This window comes from Streptomyces diastaticus subsp. diastaticus (assembly GCF_011170125.1).
Lineage (GTDB): Bacteria > Actinomycetota > Actinomycetes > Streptomycetales > Streptomycetaceae > Streptomyces > Streptomyces diastaticus.
Genome location: NZ_BLLN01000005.1, coordinates 174,447 through 190,978, shown reverse-complemented (window position 1 = coordinate 190,978; position 16,532 = coordinate 174,447). Strand labels below are relative to the sequence as shown.

General features: G+C 71.8%; 15 protein-coding genes and 1 pseudogene. 10 read left to right on the top strand and 6 right to left on the bottom strand.

Going from position 1 to position 16,532, the window contains the following annotated elements:
- The first annotated feature begins 48 nt into the window (after positions 1 to 48).
- The 7 genes from Sdia_RS18680 (at position 49) to Sdia_RS18650 (ending at position 5,931) form a co-directional block, all read left to right on the top strand.
- The gene (locus tag Sdia_RS18680; protein ID WP_100454426.1) at positions 49 to 291 is read left to right on the top strand and encodes a phosphopantetheine-binding protein; all 243 of its coding nucleotides are present in this window, start codon (positions 49 to 51) and stop codon (positions 289 to 291) included.
- Positions 288 to 1,565 carry a beta-ketoacyl synthase N-terminal-like domain-containing protein gene (locus Sdia_RS18675; RefSeq protein WP_189500238.1) on the top strand — a complete coding sequence of 426 codons (1,278 nt, stop codon included), beginning with the start codon at positions 288 to 290 and terminating at the stop codon, positions 1,563 to 1,565. Before Sdia_RS18680 ends, Sdia_RS18675 begins: the two co-directional genes overlap by 4 nt.
- A 38-nt stretch (positions 1,566 to 1,603) precedes the next feature.
- A complete protein-coding gene (locus tag Sdia_RS18670; protein ID WP_223123496.1) occupies positions 1,604 to 2,353 on the top strand; it encodes a thioesterase II family protein in 750 nt (249 codons plus the stop codon).
- A gap of 74 nt (positions 2,354 to 2,427) precedes the next feature.
- Complete coding sequence (locus tag Sdia_RS18665) at positions 2,428 to 2,847, top strand: nuclear transport factor 2 family protein (RefSeq protein ID WP_100454167.1); 420 nt, start codon at positions 2,428 to 2,430, stop codon at positions 2,845 to 2,847.
- Positions 2,848 to 2,885: 38 nt separating this feature from the next.
- Positions 2,886 to 3,287, top strand: coding sequence for a DUF3224 domain-containing protein (locus tag Sdia_RS18660; RefSeq protein WP_100454169.1), 402 nt, complete (start codon positions 2,886 to 2,888; stop codon positions 3,285 to 3,287).
- Between the two features lie 115 nt (positions 3,288 to 3,402).
- Entirely contained in the window at positions 3,403 to 4,596 is a 1,194-nt protein-coding gene (locus Sdia_RS18655; RefSeq protein WP_115069419.1) for a cytochrome P450, read from the top strand.
- A gap of 102 nt (positions 4,597 to 4,698) precedes the next feature.
- The gene (locus Sdia_RS18650) at positions 4,699 to 5,931 is read left to right on the top strand and encodes a cytochrome P450 (RefSeq protein WP_229831325.1); all 1,233 of its coding nucleotides are present in this window, start codon (positions 4,699 to 4,701) and stop codon (positions 5,929 to 5,931) included.
- A 78-nt stretch (positions 5,932 to 6,009) separates the two neighbouring features.
- On the opposite strand, the gene Sdia_RS18645 is transcribed toward Sdia_RS18650, so the two are convergent.
- On the bottom strand, positions 6,010 to 6,405 hold the full coding sequence (locus tag Sdia_RS18645; RefSeq protein ID WP_124287760.1) for a VOC family protein: 396 nt from the start codon (positions 6,403 to 6,405) through the stop codon (positions 6,010 to 6,012).
- Positions 6,406 to 6,485: 80 nt separating this feature from the next.
- Entirely contained in the window at positions 6,486 to 7,202 is a 717-nt protein-coding gene (locus Sdia_RS18640) for a PIG-L deacetylase family protein (protein WP_100454178.1), read from the bottom strand.
- 150 nt (positions 7,203 to 7,352) lie between these two features.
- Between Sdia_RS18640 and Sdia_RS18635 the strand changes: the two genes are divergently transcribed.
- The 3 genes from Sdia_RS18635 to Sdia_RS18625 are packed head-to-tail and all read left to right on the top strand — an operon-like array spanning position 7,353 to position 12,357.
- Positions 7,353 to 8,939, top strand: coding sequence for an ABC transporter substrate-binding protein (locus Sdia_RS18635; RefSeq protein WP_124287759.1), 1,587 nt, complete (start codon positions 7,353 to 7,355; stop codon positions 8,937 to 8,939).
- The gene (locus tag Sdia_RS18630; RefSeq protein ID WP_100454181.1) at positions 8,936 to 9,922 is read left to right on the top strand and encodes an ABC transporter permease; all 987 of its coding nucleotides are present in this window, start codon (positions 8,936 to 8,938) and stop codon (positions 9,920 to 9,922) included. The genes Sdia_RS18635 and Sdia_RS18630 overlap by 4 nt, the downstream gene beginning before the upstream one ends.
- A complete protein-coding gene (locus Sdia_RS18625) occupies positions 9,919 to 12,357 on the top strand; it encodes an ABC transporter ATP-binding protein/permease (RefSeq protein WP_189500240.1) in 2,439 nt (812 codons plus the stop codon). The genes Sdia_RS18630 and Sdia_RS18625 overlap by 4 nt, the downstream gene beginning before the upstream one ends.
- 48 nt (positions 12,358 to 12,405) lie before the next feature.
- On the opposite strand, the gene Sdia_RS18620 is transcribed toward Sdia_RS18625, so the two are convergent.
- The 4 genes and pseudogenes from Sdia_RS18620 to Sdia_RS18605 all read right to left on the bottom strand — a co-directional run bounded on the left by Sdia_RS18620 (position 12,406) and on the right by Sdia_RS18605 (position 16,106).
- Positions 12,406 to 13,107 (bottom strand): Crp/Fnr family transcriptional regulator, encoded by a 702-nt coding sequence (locus tag Sdia_RS18620; RefSeq protein ID WP_100454185.1) that lies wholly within the window; start codon positions 13,105 to 13,107, stop codon positions 12,406 to 12,408.
- Positions 13,108 to 13,293: 186 nt separating this feature from the next.
- Positions 13,294 to 13,924 (bottom strand): annotated as a pseudogene (locus Sdia_RS18615) (dTDP-4-dehydrorhamnose 3,5-epimerase family protein).
- Positions 13,925 to 13,963: 39 nt separating this feature from the next.
- Complete coding sequence (locus Sdia_RS18610) at positions 13,964 to 15,073, bottom strand: DegT/DnrJ/EryC1/StrS family aminotransferase (protein ID WP_100454190.1); 1,110 nt, start codon at positions 15,071 to 15,073, stop codon at positions 13,964 to 13,966.
- Positions 15,074 to 15,116: 43 nt separating this feature from the next.
- Positions 15,117 to 16,106, bottom strand: a complete 990-nt coding sequence (locus Sdia_RS18605) for an NAD-dependent epimerase/dehydratase family protein (protein WP_229831327.1) — start codon at positions 16,104 to 16,106, stop codon at positions 15,117 to 15,119.
- Between the last annotated feature and the right edge of the window lie 426 nt (positions 16,107 to 16,532).

The window sequence follows — 16,532 nt, the reverse complement described above, 5'->3', positions numbered from 1 at the left end:
CGACAACGGCGGCCGGACGGCCGAGAAGGAGGACGAGGGACGTTGAACGTGAACTCTGCTCCGGAGGTTCTGGAGATCGTGCGGAGCAACATCGTGACGGTGGTACCGGAGATCGACCCGGCCGAGGTGCGGCGGGAGGTGTCCATGGCGGACCTGGGATGCAACAGCATCGACCGGGCCGAGGTGGTCGCCCTGACGCTCGAACAGCTCGGCGTCGCCGTACCGGTGGCCGAGTTCCAGGGGATACCCGACATCGGAAGCCTCGTCGACCTCCTGCGGAAACACCTTTGACGCCCGTCCCCGGGACGGCGGTCGTCATCACGGGGACGGGGGTGCGCACCTCCGTCGCCGAGGACACCGAGTCCTTCCGGACCGCCCTGCGTGAGGGCCGGTGCGGCACCGCCCGGTGCTCCCGCACCGGCCCGGGCGAGCCGGCGGCCGGCGCCGAACTGGCGGCGTTCGACCTCGCGGCGGCGCTGGAACGGCGGTCCGGTCTCTCCTCGGGCCTGCGGCACTCGGCGCTGCGGGCCGCCCGCCGCGCGCCCTTGGGGATCCAGGTGGCGGTGGTGACCGCCCTGGAGGCATGGGAGAGTGCCGGACTCGGCCGGGACGGGCCGCCGGCCGACCGGATCGGCCTGGTCGTGGCGGGGAGCAACCTCACCGGGAGCTACACCGAGAGCCTGTATCCCAAACTGCGGGCCGGGCGCTCCTACGTCCCCGGCCGAGCCGCCCTCCACCTGCTCGACACCGACCACGTCGGGGTACTGAGCCAGGTGCTGGACATCACGGGGGAGGGGTGCACCGTCGGGGGCGCGTCGGCGAGCGGCAATGTCGGCATCATCACCGGTTCCCGGCTGCTGGCGCTGCGCGCTGTCGACGTCTGCCTGGTCGTCGGTGCTCTCAGCGAGCTCTCCACGCTGGAACGGCAGGCGCTGTTCAACCTGGGGGTGATCGCGGGCGGCGGGGACGGTGACAACCCGCCCGTGTGCGCGCCCTTCGACGAGGACGGCGGCGGAACCGTACCCGGCCAGGGCTGCGGAGCCCTGGTGCTGGAGACCCGGGAGTCGGCCCGGCGGCGGCAGGTCCCCGTTCTGGCCGAGATCGCCGGCTACGGCCTGGCCCTCGACGGCAACGCTCTCGCCGACCCGGACGAGAACGGGGAGTTCAGGGTGATGTCGGCCGCCCTGCGGATGGCCGGGCTCTCCCCTGAGGACGTCGACTACGTCAACGCCCACGGGACCGGCACCGTGCTGGGCGACCGCACCGAGGCCGCGGCCCTGCGGCGGCTGTTCGGCGCACGTCCGGACGGGCCGTGGATCAACGCCACCAAGGCACTCACCGGCCACTGTCTGCACGCCGCGGGAGTGGTCGAGGCCGTCGCCACCGTGGTCCAGATGACGGGCGGCTTCGTCCACGCGAACGTGCACCTGCGCCGGCCCGTCGACGCAGCCCTGCGGTTCGCGGGCCGGCGCGCCGAGCCGGCGCACCTCGCTCACGCCCTGTCGAACAGCTTCGGCTTCGGCGGTGTCGGAACGTCCGTCCTGTTGTCAGCCCGGTCCGGATGAGGCCCGGGCACGAGAAGAGGAGAAGGGAGGACAGCGTCGTGGGAGAGAACTGGACCGCGGAGAACGGTGAAGCGGACAGCGCCGGTGTCCGGCTGTTCTGCTTCGCGCACGCGGGCGGCGGGGCAGCCGTCTTCCGGCCCTGGCAGCGGCGTCTGGCGCCCACGGCCGACGTTCGCCCGGTGCTGCTGCCGGGCCGGGAGACGCGGTTGAGGGAGAAACCGTACCGAGGAGTGCCCGAGCTGCTCGGGCCGCTGTGTGACGGTCTGCTCCCGCTGCTCGACCGCCCCTTCGCCTTCTTCGGCCACAGCCTGGGAGCGGCGGTCGCCTACGAGACGGCCAGGGAGATCGTCGCGCGCGGCTGGGGTGAGCCCCGGCACCTGTTCGTCTCCGCGCGCCGCGCCCCGCACCTGCCCGCCCGCCGGCCGCCGTTGCATCCGCTGCCGCGGAAGGAGTTCCTCGCCGCGGTGGCCAACATGGGCGGCACCCCGCCGGAGGTGCTCGAACACCCCGGCCTGCTGGAGGCGTTCGGCACCGCGCTGCGCGCCGACTTCGAGATGCACGAGACGTACGTGCCGCTGCCCGGCGGACTGCTGTCCTGCCCGGTGACCGCACTCGTCGGCGCCCGCGACCCCCAGGTGGGGACCGACGAGATGGCGGCCTGGCGCGACACCACACGCGGCGGCTTCGACCTGCGCGTCGTGGACGGCGACCACTTCTACCTCAGGGAGGCCGCGGACGAACCGCTCGCGACGGTCCGCGGCGCACTGGACGCCGCGACGGCCCCGTGAGCCCACCGACCACCCGTCAGCCCACCGTTCGGCCGATGACCGGTCGAACGTCCACCCGAACAAGGGAGACACCCATGTCCACGCTCGACCTGTCCGGCTGCCACCCCGTCTTCGTGCGCCAGATCGACTGCCTCCAGAACAAGGACATCGACGGCCTCATGGAGACCTACCACCGTGAGGCCGTCGTCGTCCGCTTCCAGGGCATCCTCGACGGCTTCGAGGAGATCCGGGACACCTTCGGCCGGTACATGGACATCCAGGCCAAGTACGAGCGCCTGCTGGAGTACACGCACAGCGAGGACACCATCTTCATGCGCGCCGTGATGAGCGTCCGCGGCGAGAGGGAACTCGGATTCGGGGCCTACGTGTTGCGCGACGGCCTGATCTGGCGCCAGGTCGCCGGGATCGAGGGCGGTATGCGCGACTGGTTCACGCAGGGCGGACCGGCAGGGCATGCTCAGGAGCAGCCCGGCGCGTCCGGCGGGCACCGCTGAGCGACACGACAACATCCGGCATCCACGAGGGGAACAGAATGGGGCACCAGGCCACCGGAACCCGGGTCCTGAAGAGCTGGGACGAGAAGGACTTCACCGAGGCCGACGGCAGGAAACTGACGAGTTCGGCCATCTCGTACTCCTACACCGGAGACATCGAGGGTGACGGAGTGCAGCAGTACGTCATGTTCTACCGCAGTGAGGAGTCCACGACGTTCGTCGGCCTCGAACAGATCGTGGGGCGGGTCGGCGGCAGGTCCGGCAGCTTCGCGCTCCAGCACACCGGCGAGCTGACCGGGGAGGCCGCCGAGGTCACCTGGAGCGTCGTGCCCGGCTCCGGCACGGGAGAACTGGCCGGCCTGACGGGCACCGGCGGCTTCACCGCGATGCACGAGGAGGCGGGCAACGCCACCTACCGGCTCGACTACACCGTCGAGTGAGCCGGCCCGTTCCAGGGGTCGCGCAAAGTTGAGCAGATCCGGAAGCGTCCGCTGACGAGGATGGCCCCCGGGCACTCCGCCCGGCGGCCCCTCGTTGGACGTAAAGGACGCGACCTTGGACGACTCGAATCTGCCGACGTCGTACCCGGTTCCGCGCACGTGCCCGCTCGATCCGGCACCCGTCTTCGACGACCTGCGCGAGAACCGGCCACTGCACCGGGCCCGGCTCGACTTCGACGGCAGTGACGTGTGGCTCGTCACCCGCCACGCCGACGCCCGCGCCGTCCTCTCCGACCACCGGTTCAGCTCCGACTTCTCCCGTGAGGGCTTCCCCGCGCGCATGACGGTCCGGCCCCCGGGGCCGGGGACGTTCATCCGCATGGACCCCCCGGAACACAGCCGGCTGCGGCGGGCCGTCGTCGACGAGTTCAAGAAGAAACGGATCGAGGCGCTCCGCCCGGCCGTGCAGCAGATCGTCGACGACCTGATCGATGCCATGCTGGAGCACGGCGCCCCCGCGGACCTCGTACAGCGCATCGCCCTGCCGCTGCCGACGCTGGTCATCTGCGAACTGCTCGGCGTCCCGTACGCGGATCGCGACTTCTTCCAGGAATGCACCGCGGTCATCGGCGACCAGTCCGCCACCCCCGTGCGCCGCCAGGCCGTACGCGACGAACTCCGGGCCTACCTGGACCGCCTCGTCGGACGCAAGACCGAGGAGCCCGAGGACGATCTGCTGAGCAGGGTGGCCGCACACCGTGAGCGGGACGGCGTCAGCCACGACGAAGTCGTCGGCATCGCCACTCTGCTGATGATCGCGGGGTTCGAGACGATCGCCAACCAGATCGGCGTCGGCACGCTGACGCTGCTGCGGCACCCGGAGCAGCTCACGGCAGTGCGCGAGGACCCCTCCGTGGTACCGGGCCTCGTCGAGGAGACCCTGCGCCACCAGACGGTGATCGACTACGGGCTGCGGCGGGTCGCCGTGGAGGACGTGGAGATCGCCGGGCGCACCATCCGCGCGGGTGAGGGCGTCGTCGTCGTGCTGTCCTCGGCGAACCGGGACGCCAGCGTCTTCCCCGACCCCGGCCGGCTCGATCCGCACCGCCCGGCCCATGACCACCTGGCCTTCGGGCACGGCCTCCACCAGTGCCTGGGGCAGCTCCTGGCCCGCCTGCAACTGGGCGTGCTGTGGCGCACGTTGTTCGCCCGCGTCCCCACCCTGCACACGGCGGTGCCGGACGAGGAGATCCCGTTCCGCACCGACATGTTCGTCCACGGGGTCCACGAACTGCCGGTGGCCTGGTGACCCTGGGCGTCCCGCCGGGCCCGTACGCCCCGTCGACCCACCTTCCGTTCGTACCCCACCGACTGCCCGGGACGTGTCGCGCCCCGGAGACAAGGAGCCGTCGTGGCCCGCACCGACGAAGTCGCCCGCCCGGCCGAAGAGGGCGGGGCGCCGCCGCGCTTTCCCTTCCCGATCACCTCCGCCCTGGACCCGTCGCCCGAGTACGCCAGGCTGCGCACGGAGAAACCGGTCAGCCGCGTCACCCTCCCCAGCGGTGACATCGCCTGGGTCGTCACCCGCTACGAGGACGTGCGGTTCGTCTTCAACGACGCCCGGTTCAGCCGCCAGGCCGCCACCCGCCCCGAGGCGCCCAAGCTGATGCCGGGGGTCGAGGGGGACCCCGACTCCATCGTCAGCAAGGACGCGCCCGACCACACCCGGCTGCGCCGGCTCGTCGCCCCCGCCTTCACGGTCCGGCGCATCGAGGGGATGCGGCAGGGCATCCAGACCACCGTCGACGGACTGCTGGACGCCATGGAACAGGCGGGCGCACCCGGTGACGTGGTCTCCTCACTGTCCGCGCCGCTGCCGATCATCACCATCTGCGACCTGCTCGGTGTGCCGGCGAGTGACCGCGACAGGTTCCGCGAGTGGTCGGACATGATGTTCCGTACCTCGCCCGACGAGCTGGAGTCGGCCGTCGCGGCACGCAACGCCCTGATCGGCTACCTCGCCGCCATGGTCCAGGAGCGCCGTGCCGAGCCCGCGGACGACCTGCTGGGCGTCCTGATCGCCGCCCGCGACAACGACGACCGGCTCAGCGAGCGCGAACTCGTCTCCTTCGCCGGCGGCCTGATCGTCGCCGGTTACGAGACGACCGCCAACCGCCTGGCCAACGCCGTCCTGGTGCTGCTGCGCAACCCCGGCCAACTGGAGGCGCTGCGTGCCGACCCCGAGTTGATCGGCGACGCCGTGGAGGAACTGCTGCGCTTCATCCCGGGCGGCGCCGCGGGAGGGCTGATGCGGGTGGCCGTCGAGGACGTCGAGGTCGGGGGCGAGCTGATCAAGGCCGGGGACGGCGTCATCGCCATCACCAACTCCGCCAACCGCGACGAAGCCGTCTGGGAGGACCCGGACCGGTTCGACATCACCCGCAAGCCCGGCTCCCACACCTCGTTCGGCCACGGCATCCACCACTGCGTGGGCGCCCAGCTCGCCCGGCTGGAACTGCAGATCGGCATCGCCACGCTGCTGCGCCGCTTCCCCGGGCTGCGGCTCGCCGTGCCTGAGACGGAGCTGCCCTGGAAGAAGAACGTCGTGATCCACTCCCTAAAGGCCCTGCCGGTCGCCTGGTGAGAGGCCGGACAGGGGAAAGGGACCGGGAGTCGCTCCCGGTCCCTTTCCCCTGTTCTCGCCGGCGCGCGACGCGGACTCCTACGTCCGCTGCCCCGTTGCGGTCAGCTTCTGGCTGAAGAACCACTCCTGGCCCTCGTGGTCCTCCACCTTGCACACCCGCGTGCCCTGCGGGGTGTCCGTCGGCGGGAAGACCAGCTTGGCGCCGGCGGCCTGTGCCCTCCGGTACTGGGCGTCCACGTCCTCGACGTCGACCGAGACCATCGCGTTGAGGTGGCCGGTGCGGGCGGGCGAACGGTAGTCGTCCCCCGGCCCGGCCAGATACACCGGATCGCCGGCGGGCGTCAGCATCTCTGCGTGGAAGACCGGGCCCTCCGGGTGCGCGAACCGCTCCCGCTCGGTGAAACCGAACGCCTCGCTCAGCCAGTCCAGGGCCCGGGCCACGTCCTCGTACTTCATGTATGGGATAGCTGCCATGCGGCCGAGAGTAGGGACGCGGCCCGGGTCCGCCTGGCCAAAGTTGCGCACCCGGAGCGCTTTTCCGGCTCTCGGACGGATCAGCCGACCACGAGTTCGAAGGGGATCGACAACCGGCCGCCGAACCGCTCGCCCGTCGCCCGGAACAGCCCCGTCAGCGGGGTGCGCACATCAACCGGTCCGCCGCCGCCCAGGGACGCCAGATACGTGCGGTGCGCCTCCAGGGAGGCCACCGCGGCGTCGACGGCTCCGGTCACGTCCACCGCGTGGGTCGGATCGGGGGAACCGGCCATGGCGACGTAGCGCACGCCGCCCCACGGCTCCCCGGCGTCCGGGAAGATCCAGCGGTTGCCCGCGTCGGCCACCGCGTCGAGCAGAGCCCGCCCGGTGTTGCGGTGGTCCGCGGTGTTCCACCGGCCGGTGTGCGTGGTGTCGCGGTGGTTGTAGCCGACGACGAGTCCGGGGCGGTGGCGCCGGATCGCCGCGGCGATGTCGCGGCGCAGGGCCACTCCGTACTCCACCACACCGTCCGGGTGGCCGAGGAACTCCACGCTGCCCACGCCCACGATCGCCGCGCTCTCGCGCTGCTCCGCCTCACGGACGCGGACCGCCTCCTCCGGCCGCATCCCGTCGATGCCTGCCTCGCCGTGCGTCAGCAGCACATAGCCCACCTCCTTCCCGGCGGCCGTCCACGACGCCACCGCCCCGGCGCCACCGAACTCCATGTCGTCGGGGTGGGCGACCACGCACAGAGCCCGCTCGAAATCCATCGGCATCTCATCCAGCTGCTTCGTCATGGCGCCGACCCTCGCGGCTGCCGCCGACCGTGTCTGCTCTCAACTGAGCGGCCGCGGAAGATGGCCCGGATGCTCAATGGTGCGCAGAAGGAGGGTGGCGCGATTACGTAGGTTCCCCGCGCCAGGCATGGCACATGTGAGGGAGGAACCATGACCGAGTCAGAGCGCGCGGTGGCCAGGAGAACGCTCCTGCGGACCGCGGCGGGGGTGACCGCCGGTACGGCTGTGGCGGGAGCGCTGGCCGGCTGCGGCGCGGACGGCGACAGGTCGACGGCGGAGGACGGCAAGAAGACCGGATCGGACCCCAAGCGAGGGGGCAGGCTGCGCGCCGCCTTCATCGGCGGAAGCAACGAGACGGCCAACATCATCCAGGCGGCCAACACCCCGATCGACTACGTGCGGGCGCGCGTGGTCTACGACGAACTGTGTGTGGTCGGCGCCGACGGCAGTGTGGAGATGCAGCTCGCCGAGGTCATCGAGCCCAACGCCGACGGCACCGAGTGGACGCTGCGGGTGCGCGACGGGGTGCGCTTCAGCGACGGCCGCAAGCTCGGCATCGACGACGTGCTGTACACCCTGAGCACGCAGATGAAGCAGGAGGCCAACACGGCCCCGCTGCTGGCCGATGTCGACATCGCCAATGTCCGGCGCAAGGACCGGCGTACCGCGGTGATCCCCATGAAGCGCGCGCACGGGTTCCTGGACCAGGTGCTCACCCAGGGCGTCTTCGTCTTCCCCGAAGGCACCAAGAACTTCGAGAAGGCGCCGGGCAGCGGGCCGTTCGTGATCGAGAACCACCGTGTCGGCCAGGGCGCGCTGCTCAAGCGGAACCCTGACTACTGGAGCGACAAGGGGCCCTACCTGGACGAGCTGGAGCTGCTGTCCATCGCCGACGGTGAAGCCCGCCTCAACGCGCTGAAGGCCGGCCAGGTCGACTACGCGGCGAGCATCTCCCTGGTGGCCGGCCGGGCGGAGCGGAAGAACGACCAGATCCAGCTGTTCACGCCGCCGAAGTGGGAGTGGCCCAACTTCGGCGCCATGCTGAAGCGCAACCAGAAGCCCTTCGACGACCCGCGCGTGGGGGAGGCCCTCAAGTACGTCGTGGACCGTGAGGAGATGATCAAGAGGGTCACTCTCGGCTTCGGCGAACTCGGCAACGACCTGTTCGGCAAGCACCTGCCGCACTACGCGGACGACCTGCCCCAGCGGGAGTACGACCCCGAGCGGGCGAGGAAGCTGCTCAAGCAGGCGGGCGCGGAGCACCTGACCCTGACCATCCGCACCAGCGACTACGAGTACGGCCTCACCGAGGGCGCCGTCATCCTCGCCGAACAGGCCAAGCAGGCCGGCGTGAGGATCAAGCTCGACAAGGTGCCGCCGGGCGACTTCTTCGCGGACCCGAAGGTCTTCATCGGCGCGCACTTCCAGTCGGCGAACCGCAAGCCCCGGCCGCTCCCGCTGGACGTGCTGTTCTTCTACGGCAGCGACGCCCTGCTGCCGTTCACGGGCCTCGCCGGTGACCGGACCGACTCGCTGGTGAACGCGGTGCGCTCGGCCGTCACGGAGGAGCAGCGCAAGAAGTCCCTGAGCGACATCCAGCACCACCTCTACGAAGAGGGTGGCGACATGGTCTGGGCCAAGGCGCCTGTACTGGCCGCCGCGACCCCCAAGGTGCACGACGTGAAGTCACTCGGCTACCCGACCTTCCCCAGCTTCCGAGACGCGTACCTGGCATGAGGGCTCCGGCGCACCTCTCCGGCGGACGAGGCACCCTGTGGCGCTTCCTGGGCCGCAGGCTGGCCCTGGGCGCCGTCGTGCTGGGCGCCGTGTCCGTGGTCGTCTTCGCGGCCACCGGACTCGCGACCGGAGACGCGGCGTCCGCCTCCCTGGGCCCGGAGGCCACCGAGGAGGCGGTCGCCGCGCGCCGCGAGGAGCTGGGCCTGAACCGGCCGGCGGTGGTGCAGTACGCGGACTGGCTGCTGCACGCCGTCGGGGGAGACCTGGGCACGTCCTACGTGTCCGGCGGTTCCGTGATGGAACTCGTCTCCTCGCGGGCCGTCAACTCCCTGGTGCTGGCGGGGATCACCATGGCACTCCTCGTGCCGCTGGCGGTCGGGCTCGGTGTCTGGGCGGGGCTGCGGGCGAACCGCGCGGCCGACCGGAGCATCTCCCTGGCCACGCTCACGCTGGTCTCGGTCCCCGAATTCGTCACGGGAGCCGTCCTCGTCCTGGTCTTCGCCGTCCATCTGGGCTGGCTGCCGGCCGTCTCGCTGATCGGGCCCGGAGAAGGAGTGCTGAGCAATCCGCAGATTCTCGTCCTCCCGGTGGCCACGCTGCTGGTCGGCTGCATCGCGCACAACACCCGGCTCGTACGGATCGGGGTGGCGGAGAGCACGACGAGCGACGCCGTGGTGACGGCCCGCCTCAACGGCGTGCCCGAGCGCAGGATCGTCCTGCGGTACATCCTGCCCGCCGCCCTCCCGCCCGTCATCCCGCTCCTGGCCCGCTACACGGCGCTGCTGGTGGGCAGCGCCCTCGTCGCCGAGACCCTCTTCGGCTTTCCGGGACTGGCCTCGGTGCTCGTCCAGGCGTCCGTGGGGCGGGACGTGCCCACGGTCCAGGCGATCGGCCTGCTCGTGGCCGCGCTGACGGTACTGGTGAACCTGGCGGGTGACCTGCTCGGCGTGCTCCTCGACCCCTTGCGGAGGCTGCCGAGATGACCGTGACCCCTCCTTCTTCCGCCGCCGGGGCCGCCGCGTCCGCCGCAACACCGCCCCAGCGGCCGGCCCGCCGCCGGCCCGTCGCCGCCGTGCTGTTCGGCATCCTGGTGCTGCTGGCCCTGTGCGGCCCCTGGCTCGCCCCGTACGATCCGCTCACCGGCGCCGACATGCCGTTCGCGCCGACGAGCGGTGACCACCCGCTGGGCACCGACCATCTGGGCGCCGACGTGCTGAGCAGGGTTCTGGCGGGCGGCCGGGTGCTGATCCTGGTCACCCTCGCCGTGCTGCTGATCGCGTACGTGCTGGGCACCGCGGCGGGCATGCTCGCCGCCTACCGGGGCGGCTGGGTGGACACCCTGGTGATGCGGCTGGCCGACGTGCTCCTGGGCCTGCCGCCCCTGGTACTCATCGCCGTCATCACCACGGGCACCGGACCGGGTGTCTCCGGTGTCGCGGTCTCGGTGGTCGCGGTGATGCTGCCGGACATCGCCCGGATCGTCCGGGCCGCCACGGTGCAGGCCCTCGCCCACGACTACGTGGAGGTGGCCGTCGCACGCGGCGAGACGACCCGTTCGGTGCTGTTCCGCGAGGTGTTCCCCAACCTGGCCGTCACCCTGGGCGCCGACGCCGGTGTGCGGTTCGTCGGAGCGGCGTACGCCGTGGCCACCGCCGGCTTCCTGGGGCTCGGGGCCCAGCCGCCCACCCCCGACTGGGGACTGATGATCCTGGAGAACCGCGGCGGCCTCGCGCTGCAGCCGCTGGCGGTGCTCGCCCCGAGCGCCATGCTGCTGGCGATGCTCCTGACCGCCGGGCTGATGGTCGACGGTCTCGGCCCCGTCTCCGCCGCGCGCCGGCTGGTGCGCACCGGGCGACCGCGGCACAGGGCGCGGACGGCCGAGGCGCGGCCTGCCCGCGAGCCGGCCGGAGCCCCGGACGACGGCTCGGCCGCCTCGGCGCGAGGGTTGCGCCTGAGCGTCGCGGAGACCGGCCGGCCCGTGGTCCGCGACGTGGACCTCTCGGTGCCGCGCGGAACGGTCGTGGCGCTCATCGGGGACTCCGGCAGCGGCAAGACCAGCACGGCGCTGGCGCTGCTCGGGCACACCGCCCCCGGGCTGGAGCAGGAGCGGGGCACCGTCAGGCTGCTCGGCGCGGACGTCGGCCGGCTCACCGGCAGGGCACTGCGGGAACTGCGTGCGCGTTCGGTCGCGTACGTCGCGCAGGACCCGCGTACCTCCCTGCCCATGCACCTGCGGGTCGGAACGCTGCTGGACGAGCAGTTGCGCCTCCTGGCGGTCCCCGCCCGGGCACGGCGGGAGAAGGCCCGGGCCGTGCTGCGCAGACTCTCCCTGCCGTCCGACGAGGCGTTCCTGGCCCGCCGCCCGCACCAGCTCTCCGGGGGACAGCGGCAACGGCTGGCCATCGCCGCGGCTCTGGCACGCGATCCCCGACTGCTGGTGCTGGACGAGCCGACCAGCGCGCTCGACCCGGAGAACACCGCACGGCTGCTCGCCGAGGTCGTGGCGCTGTGCCGCGACTCCGCCACCGCGGTGCTGCTGATCTCCCACGACCTCCACGCGGTCGCCGAGGTGGCCGACACGGTGGTGGCGATGAGCGAGGGCCGGATCGTGGACTCCAGCGCTCCGGAGCTGCTGCGCGAGACACTGGTCGCTCCGCAGGAGGCCGCCGCACCGCCTCTCCCGGCCCGGCCGCGGGAGCAGGCCACCGGTCAAGGCGATCTGCTGCGGGTCGAGAACCTGACGGTGGAGCGAGGGACGTCCGGGCGGGTGCTGTCGAACGCCTCGCTCACGCTGCCTCCGGGCGGCCGGCTCTGCGTCATCGGCCCCTCCGGCAGCGGCAAGAGCACGCTGCTGCGCGCGATCACCGGCCTGGTGGAGCCCGTCGGCGGCCGGGTGCTGCTCGCGGGCGAACCGCTGGCGCCGGCGCTCGCCCGCCGTGACACGGCCCAGCTCGGACGGTTGCAGTTGGTGCCGCAGAACCCGTACGACTCGCTCAATCCGCGGCACAGCGTCCGCCGGATCGTCGGCCGCCCGCTGCGACAGTTCGGCCTCGTCCCCGACGAGGCGGTCGAGCAGGAGACGCGCGAGCTGCTGGCCCGCGTGGGGCTCACCCCCGAGCACGCGGCGCGCCGCCCTGCGGCGCTCTCGGGGGGTGAGCGCCAGCGGGTGGCACTGGCGCGGGCGCTGGCGGCCCGGCCCGACGTGCTGCTGTGCGACGAGGTGACCAGCGCCCTGGACCCCGCCACGGCCGTCGTGGTCCTCGATCTGCTGGACGAGGTGTGCCGTGAGTCCGGGACCGCGCTGGTGGTCGTCACACACGACCGGACGGTCGTGGACCGGATGGGCGGCCTGACCGCCGAGGTCGTGGACGGCGTGCTCCTGCACGCGGACACGGGAAGACCGGCCACGAGCGTGTGACCGGACGGAGCGGGGAAGGCGTCCGGCCGGACGCCTTCCCCGCTCCTTTCAGAGGAGCCCGCGGCCCAGCGGCAGACGCTCCCCGACGTAGCTGGCCAGATTCGGCTGGTTGATGATGATCGGCCCCCGGCTGGAGACCAGGAGCCCGGCCTCCCGGAACGTCTTGAGGAAGAAACCCACGCGGGACCGTGTCGTGCCGACCATCTCGGCGAGCTCCTCCTGCGTCAGCCGGACGGATATCAGCATCCCCCGGTCGCACCGCTGGCCGAAGCGCTTCGAGAGCTGGAGCAGCCTGGCCGCCAGGCGCATCTCGCTCTCCAGGGTCACCAGGTCGGCGATGATCCTCTGCTGCTCGGCCAGACGGTCGGTCAGGTACGCGGTGAAGAGCTCCAGCAGCCCCTCACGGTCCAGGATGGCCAGCAGCCGCTGGTGGGAGACCCGGACGAGTTCGGTGTCCGCCATGGCCACGGCCGTGTCGGTGCGGCGGGGATTGGTGAGGCAGAGCTCTCCGAAGACGTTTCCCGGCAGGTAGAGGTCGAGCAGACATCGCTTTCCGCTCGCCGTCACCATGATGGTTTTGACCTGCCCCGACTTGACGAAGTAGACGTTCCGGTCGGTGTCCGCGCAGTTGTATATGTGCTCCCCCCGCAGCACGACAGCGCCTTGCGGCCGCTGTCCGTCCCCCTGGATCCTGGCGGCGATCAGCTCGGTGAACTTCCGGACTTCCGTAAGGTGTAGCGATTGGACCATGCGAATGTAAGGGCACGCGCGCCCGGGCGTCCGAGAATGGCCCGTTCACCTGAGTGCCGGCCTCCCTTCCCGTGCCTGGAGCCCACACCCTCCCCCTTTCCTGAAATTCGGTCACGGTCAGTGACTACCGAGTCGGCGGAATTCTTCCCGCCGGGTCTTGCGGAGCCCGGTCCCACGGTGCGCGCGTCACGGACGGTGACGGGCCTCGGAGGCGGCGGACGCTGTGGTGTGTTCGAGGGAGCGGCACGCCGCGTAGTCCGGGAGCAGACCTCGCTCGCCGGCTTCGGCGAGGGTGGGGGGCGGCCTGGTCCCGGTCGGAGAGGAGTGGTGGCGTGTCGTCCGGAATGGGAAGCCCCAACGCCGGATCCAGAGCGGAGAGGGCCAGTTCGTGCTCGGGTACGTAGGCCCTGGAGAGCAGGTAGGACACGACGGTGTCCTCCTCCAGCGCCACGAACGCGTGCCCCACGCCCACCGGAAGGTAGACGGAGCGGAAGTCCCGCTGGTCCAGCAGGACGGCGTCCCACCGCCCGAACGTCGGTGAACCGACCCTGATGTCGACCACGATGTCGAGTGCCCGGCCCCGGGCGCAGTACACGTACTTGGCCGTGCCGGGCGGTGTCGTGGTGAAGTGCACGCCCCTCACCACGCCCCGCCGGGACCGGCTGTGGTTGGTCTGCGCCACCGGAAACAGCGGGCTCCCGGTGGCCTCCAGGAAGGCCGCCTCCTGGAAGGGGGAGACGAAAAGACCGCGTTCGTCGGGGAACACACGGGGGGTGAACTCGATCGCGCCGTCGACGGCGAGCCTTCGTGATCTCATACCAACTCCGGTGGGACGGGGTCCGTGACCGCGGAATTCCTAGAGACGGGAGAGAACGACGCGCAGTGCCTCGATCACCTCGTCCTGCCGCTCACGGGGGAGCGAGGGGTACATCGGCAGCGAGAAGATCTCGTCCGCCAGCTTCTCGGTGACCGGGAGGGAGCCACGGGGCTGTCCGAGGCGGGAGAACCCCGACATGGTGTGCACCGGCCACGGATAGCTGATGTTGAGTTCGATGCCGCGGGCGCTGAGTGCTCTCATGATCTGATCGCGCTGAGGATGGCGTACGACGTACAGGTAGTACACGTGGTCGTTCCCGGCAGCCGTCCGCGGCAGGACGAGACCGGTGTCCGCCAGCCCCTCGGCGTAGCGGCGGGCCACGGCCCTGCGGGCCTCGACGTAGGAGTCGAGACGACGGAGCTTGCGGCGCAGGATCTCCGCCTGGACCTCGTCGAGCCGCGCGTTGTGCCCGGGAGTCTCGACGACGTAGTAGCGCTCCTCCATCCCGTAGTACCGCAGCCGCGCGAGCCGCCGGGCCACGTGGTCGTCCGGGGTCAGCACGGCTCCGGCGTCCCCGTAGGCGCCCAGGACCTTGGTCGGGTAGAAGGAGTAGGCCGCCGCGTCCCCGATGGCGCCGGCCTGCCGGCCGTGGTGCCGGGCGCCGTGCGCCTGCGCGCAGTCCTCCAGCAGAGCCAGCCCGTGCCGTTCTGCGGCCCGCTCCAGCGGGGCCATGTCGACGCACTGCCCGTACAGATGCACCGGCAGCAGGCAGCGGGTGCGGTCGGTGACGGCGGCGTCCACCTGGCCGGTGTCCATGAGGTGGTCGTCGGCGCGCACGTCGACGAAGACCGGGGTCGCGCCGACGGCGTCGATGGCCACCACCGTGGGAGCGGCCGTGTTGGACACGGTGATGACCTCGTCGCCGGGGCCCACGCCCAGTGCCTGGAGCGCCAGCTTGAGGGCGTTGGTCCCGTTGTCGACGCCGACACAGTGCGCTACGCCGTGCCGGGCCGCGAACTCCCTCTCGAAACCCCGCATGCTCTCGCCGAACACCAGCCGCCCGGAGCGGAAGACCGTGTCGACGGCGTCGAGGACGTCCTCGCGTTCACTCTCGTACTCCGGCAGGTAGTCCCACACCCGGGTTGTCATCCGTGGACCGTCCCTTCACGAGCGATGGTGGAGGCAGGAACACTCAGGATTCTTGTGACAGAGCGGCGACCGTGCGGTCCAGCCCCTCGCGCAGCGGAAGACGGGGCGACCAGCCGGTGGCCGCCCGGAACGGCGACGAGTCGATGGTGACGTCCGCGAAGTCGGTGGCGGGGGCGTCCGCGGGAGCGTCGACGGACACCACGGGCACCGGGCGCCGGCCGGTACGCGCGGCGACGATCCGTGCCACCTCGTGGAACACGTCCCCGAGCGCGTCGCCCCGTCCCGCACCCAGGAGCCAGTGCCGGCCCGTGAGCGGGGAAGGCCGGTCGATCGCGGCCGCGAACGCGTCCGCCACGTCCGCCACGTGCACCAGGTCCCGCTTCACGGTGCCGTCGTGCCACATGGTCAGCGGTTCATGGCGGAGCGCGCGCCGGATCATCGCGGAGACCACGCCACGGTCCCTCGCCCCGGGCGCACACGCCTCTCCGAAGACCGTCGGCAGGCGCAGGCTCACCCCGCGCACCGTGCCCTCGGCGTCGGCCGCCATGAGCAGTTCCTCCGCCGCGAGCTTCTGCCGGTCGTACTCCGTCGCGGGCCGGTCCTGCTCGCTGCCGTCGAGCACGCTCCTGGGCGGCAGACCCACCTGGGAGGCGGCACCGGCGTACACGACCAGAGGAGGCGGGCCTGCGGGACGTTCCGCACCGAGCGCCGCGAGAAGGTCCCGCATGATCCCGACGTTGACTCGCGCGCTCTCCGGGTCGCTCTCGGCCGCCCGCCATCCGCCGCTGTGGGTGACGAGGCAGACGACCACGTCGGAGCCCGCCACCGCCTCGGGAAGCGCCCCGGACGAGAGATCGGCCTGCCGCACGTCGACGGTGGCGGCCCCGTGCGGCACGGCGCTCGGCCCGCGAGCCACAGCCCGCAGCCGGACGGGGCGCGTGGCCAGGGCGGCCAGCACGGCGGAGCCGACGAACCCGGAGGAGCCGAGGACCGTGACGACGGGGCGGGCCGAGGCTGTGCTTCTGCCGTTCACAGCACCGCGCTCCAGGAGATCCGCGACAGGGCGAGCGGCCCGGGCCGCGTCGGGGCGGTGCCGCGCGAGCCGGGGCCGCCTCCGCCGGAGCAACGGCGCCGAACGCCCGCACGAGGGCGGACGGCACCGCCCGAACGGTCGCACACTGGGTATCTCACGGTGTCCCCCATCGCCCCCGCGCACCAGGTCGGCGCACGGCTCACAGCTCACCAGTTCGCCGGTGTCCACCCGGATATCACGCGTATCGTAGACGCCTGCCCCCGGCTCACAGATGCTCATTCTTGAGCGGTGCCGCGTGCTTGCCGGTCCGATCGCCGAAGAGGTGGCCGGACTGTGATGTGGCCGTCCGCCCGAGCGGCTCTTCCGCGGAGACAGGCGACCACGACGGCTCGGGACGCGACAGCACCGCACGGTCCCCGACCGCGC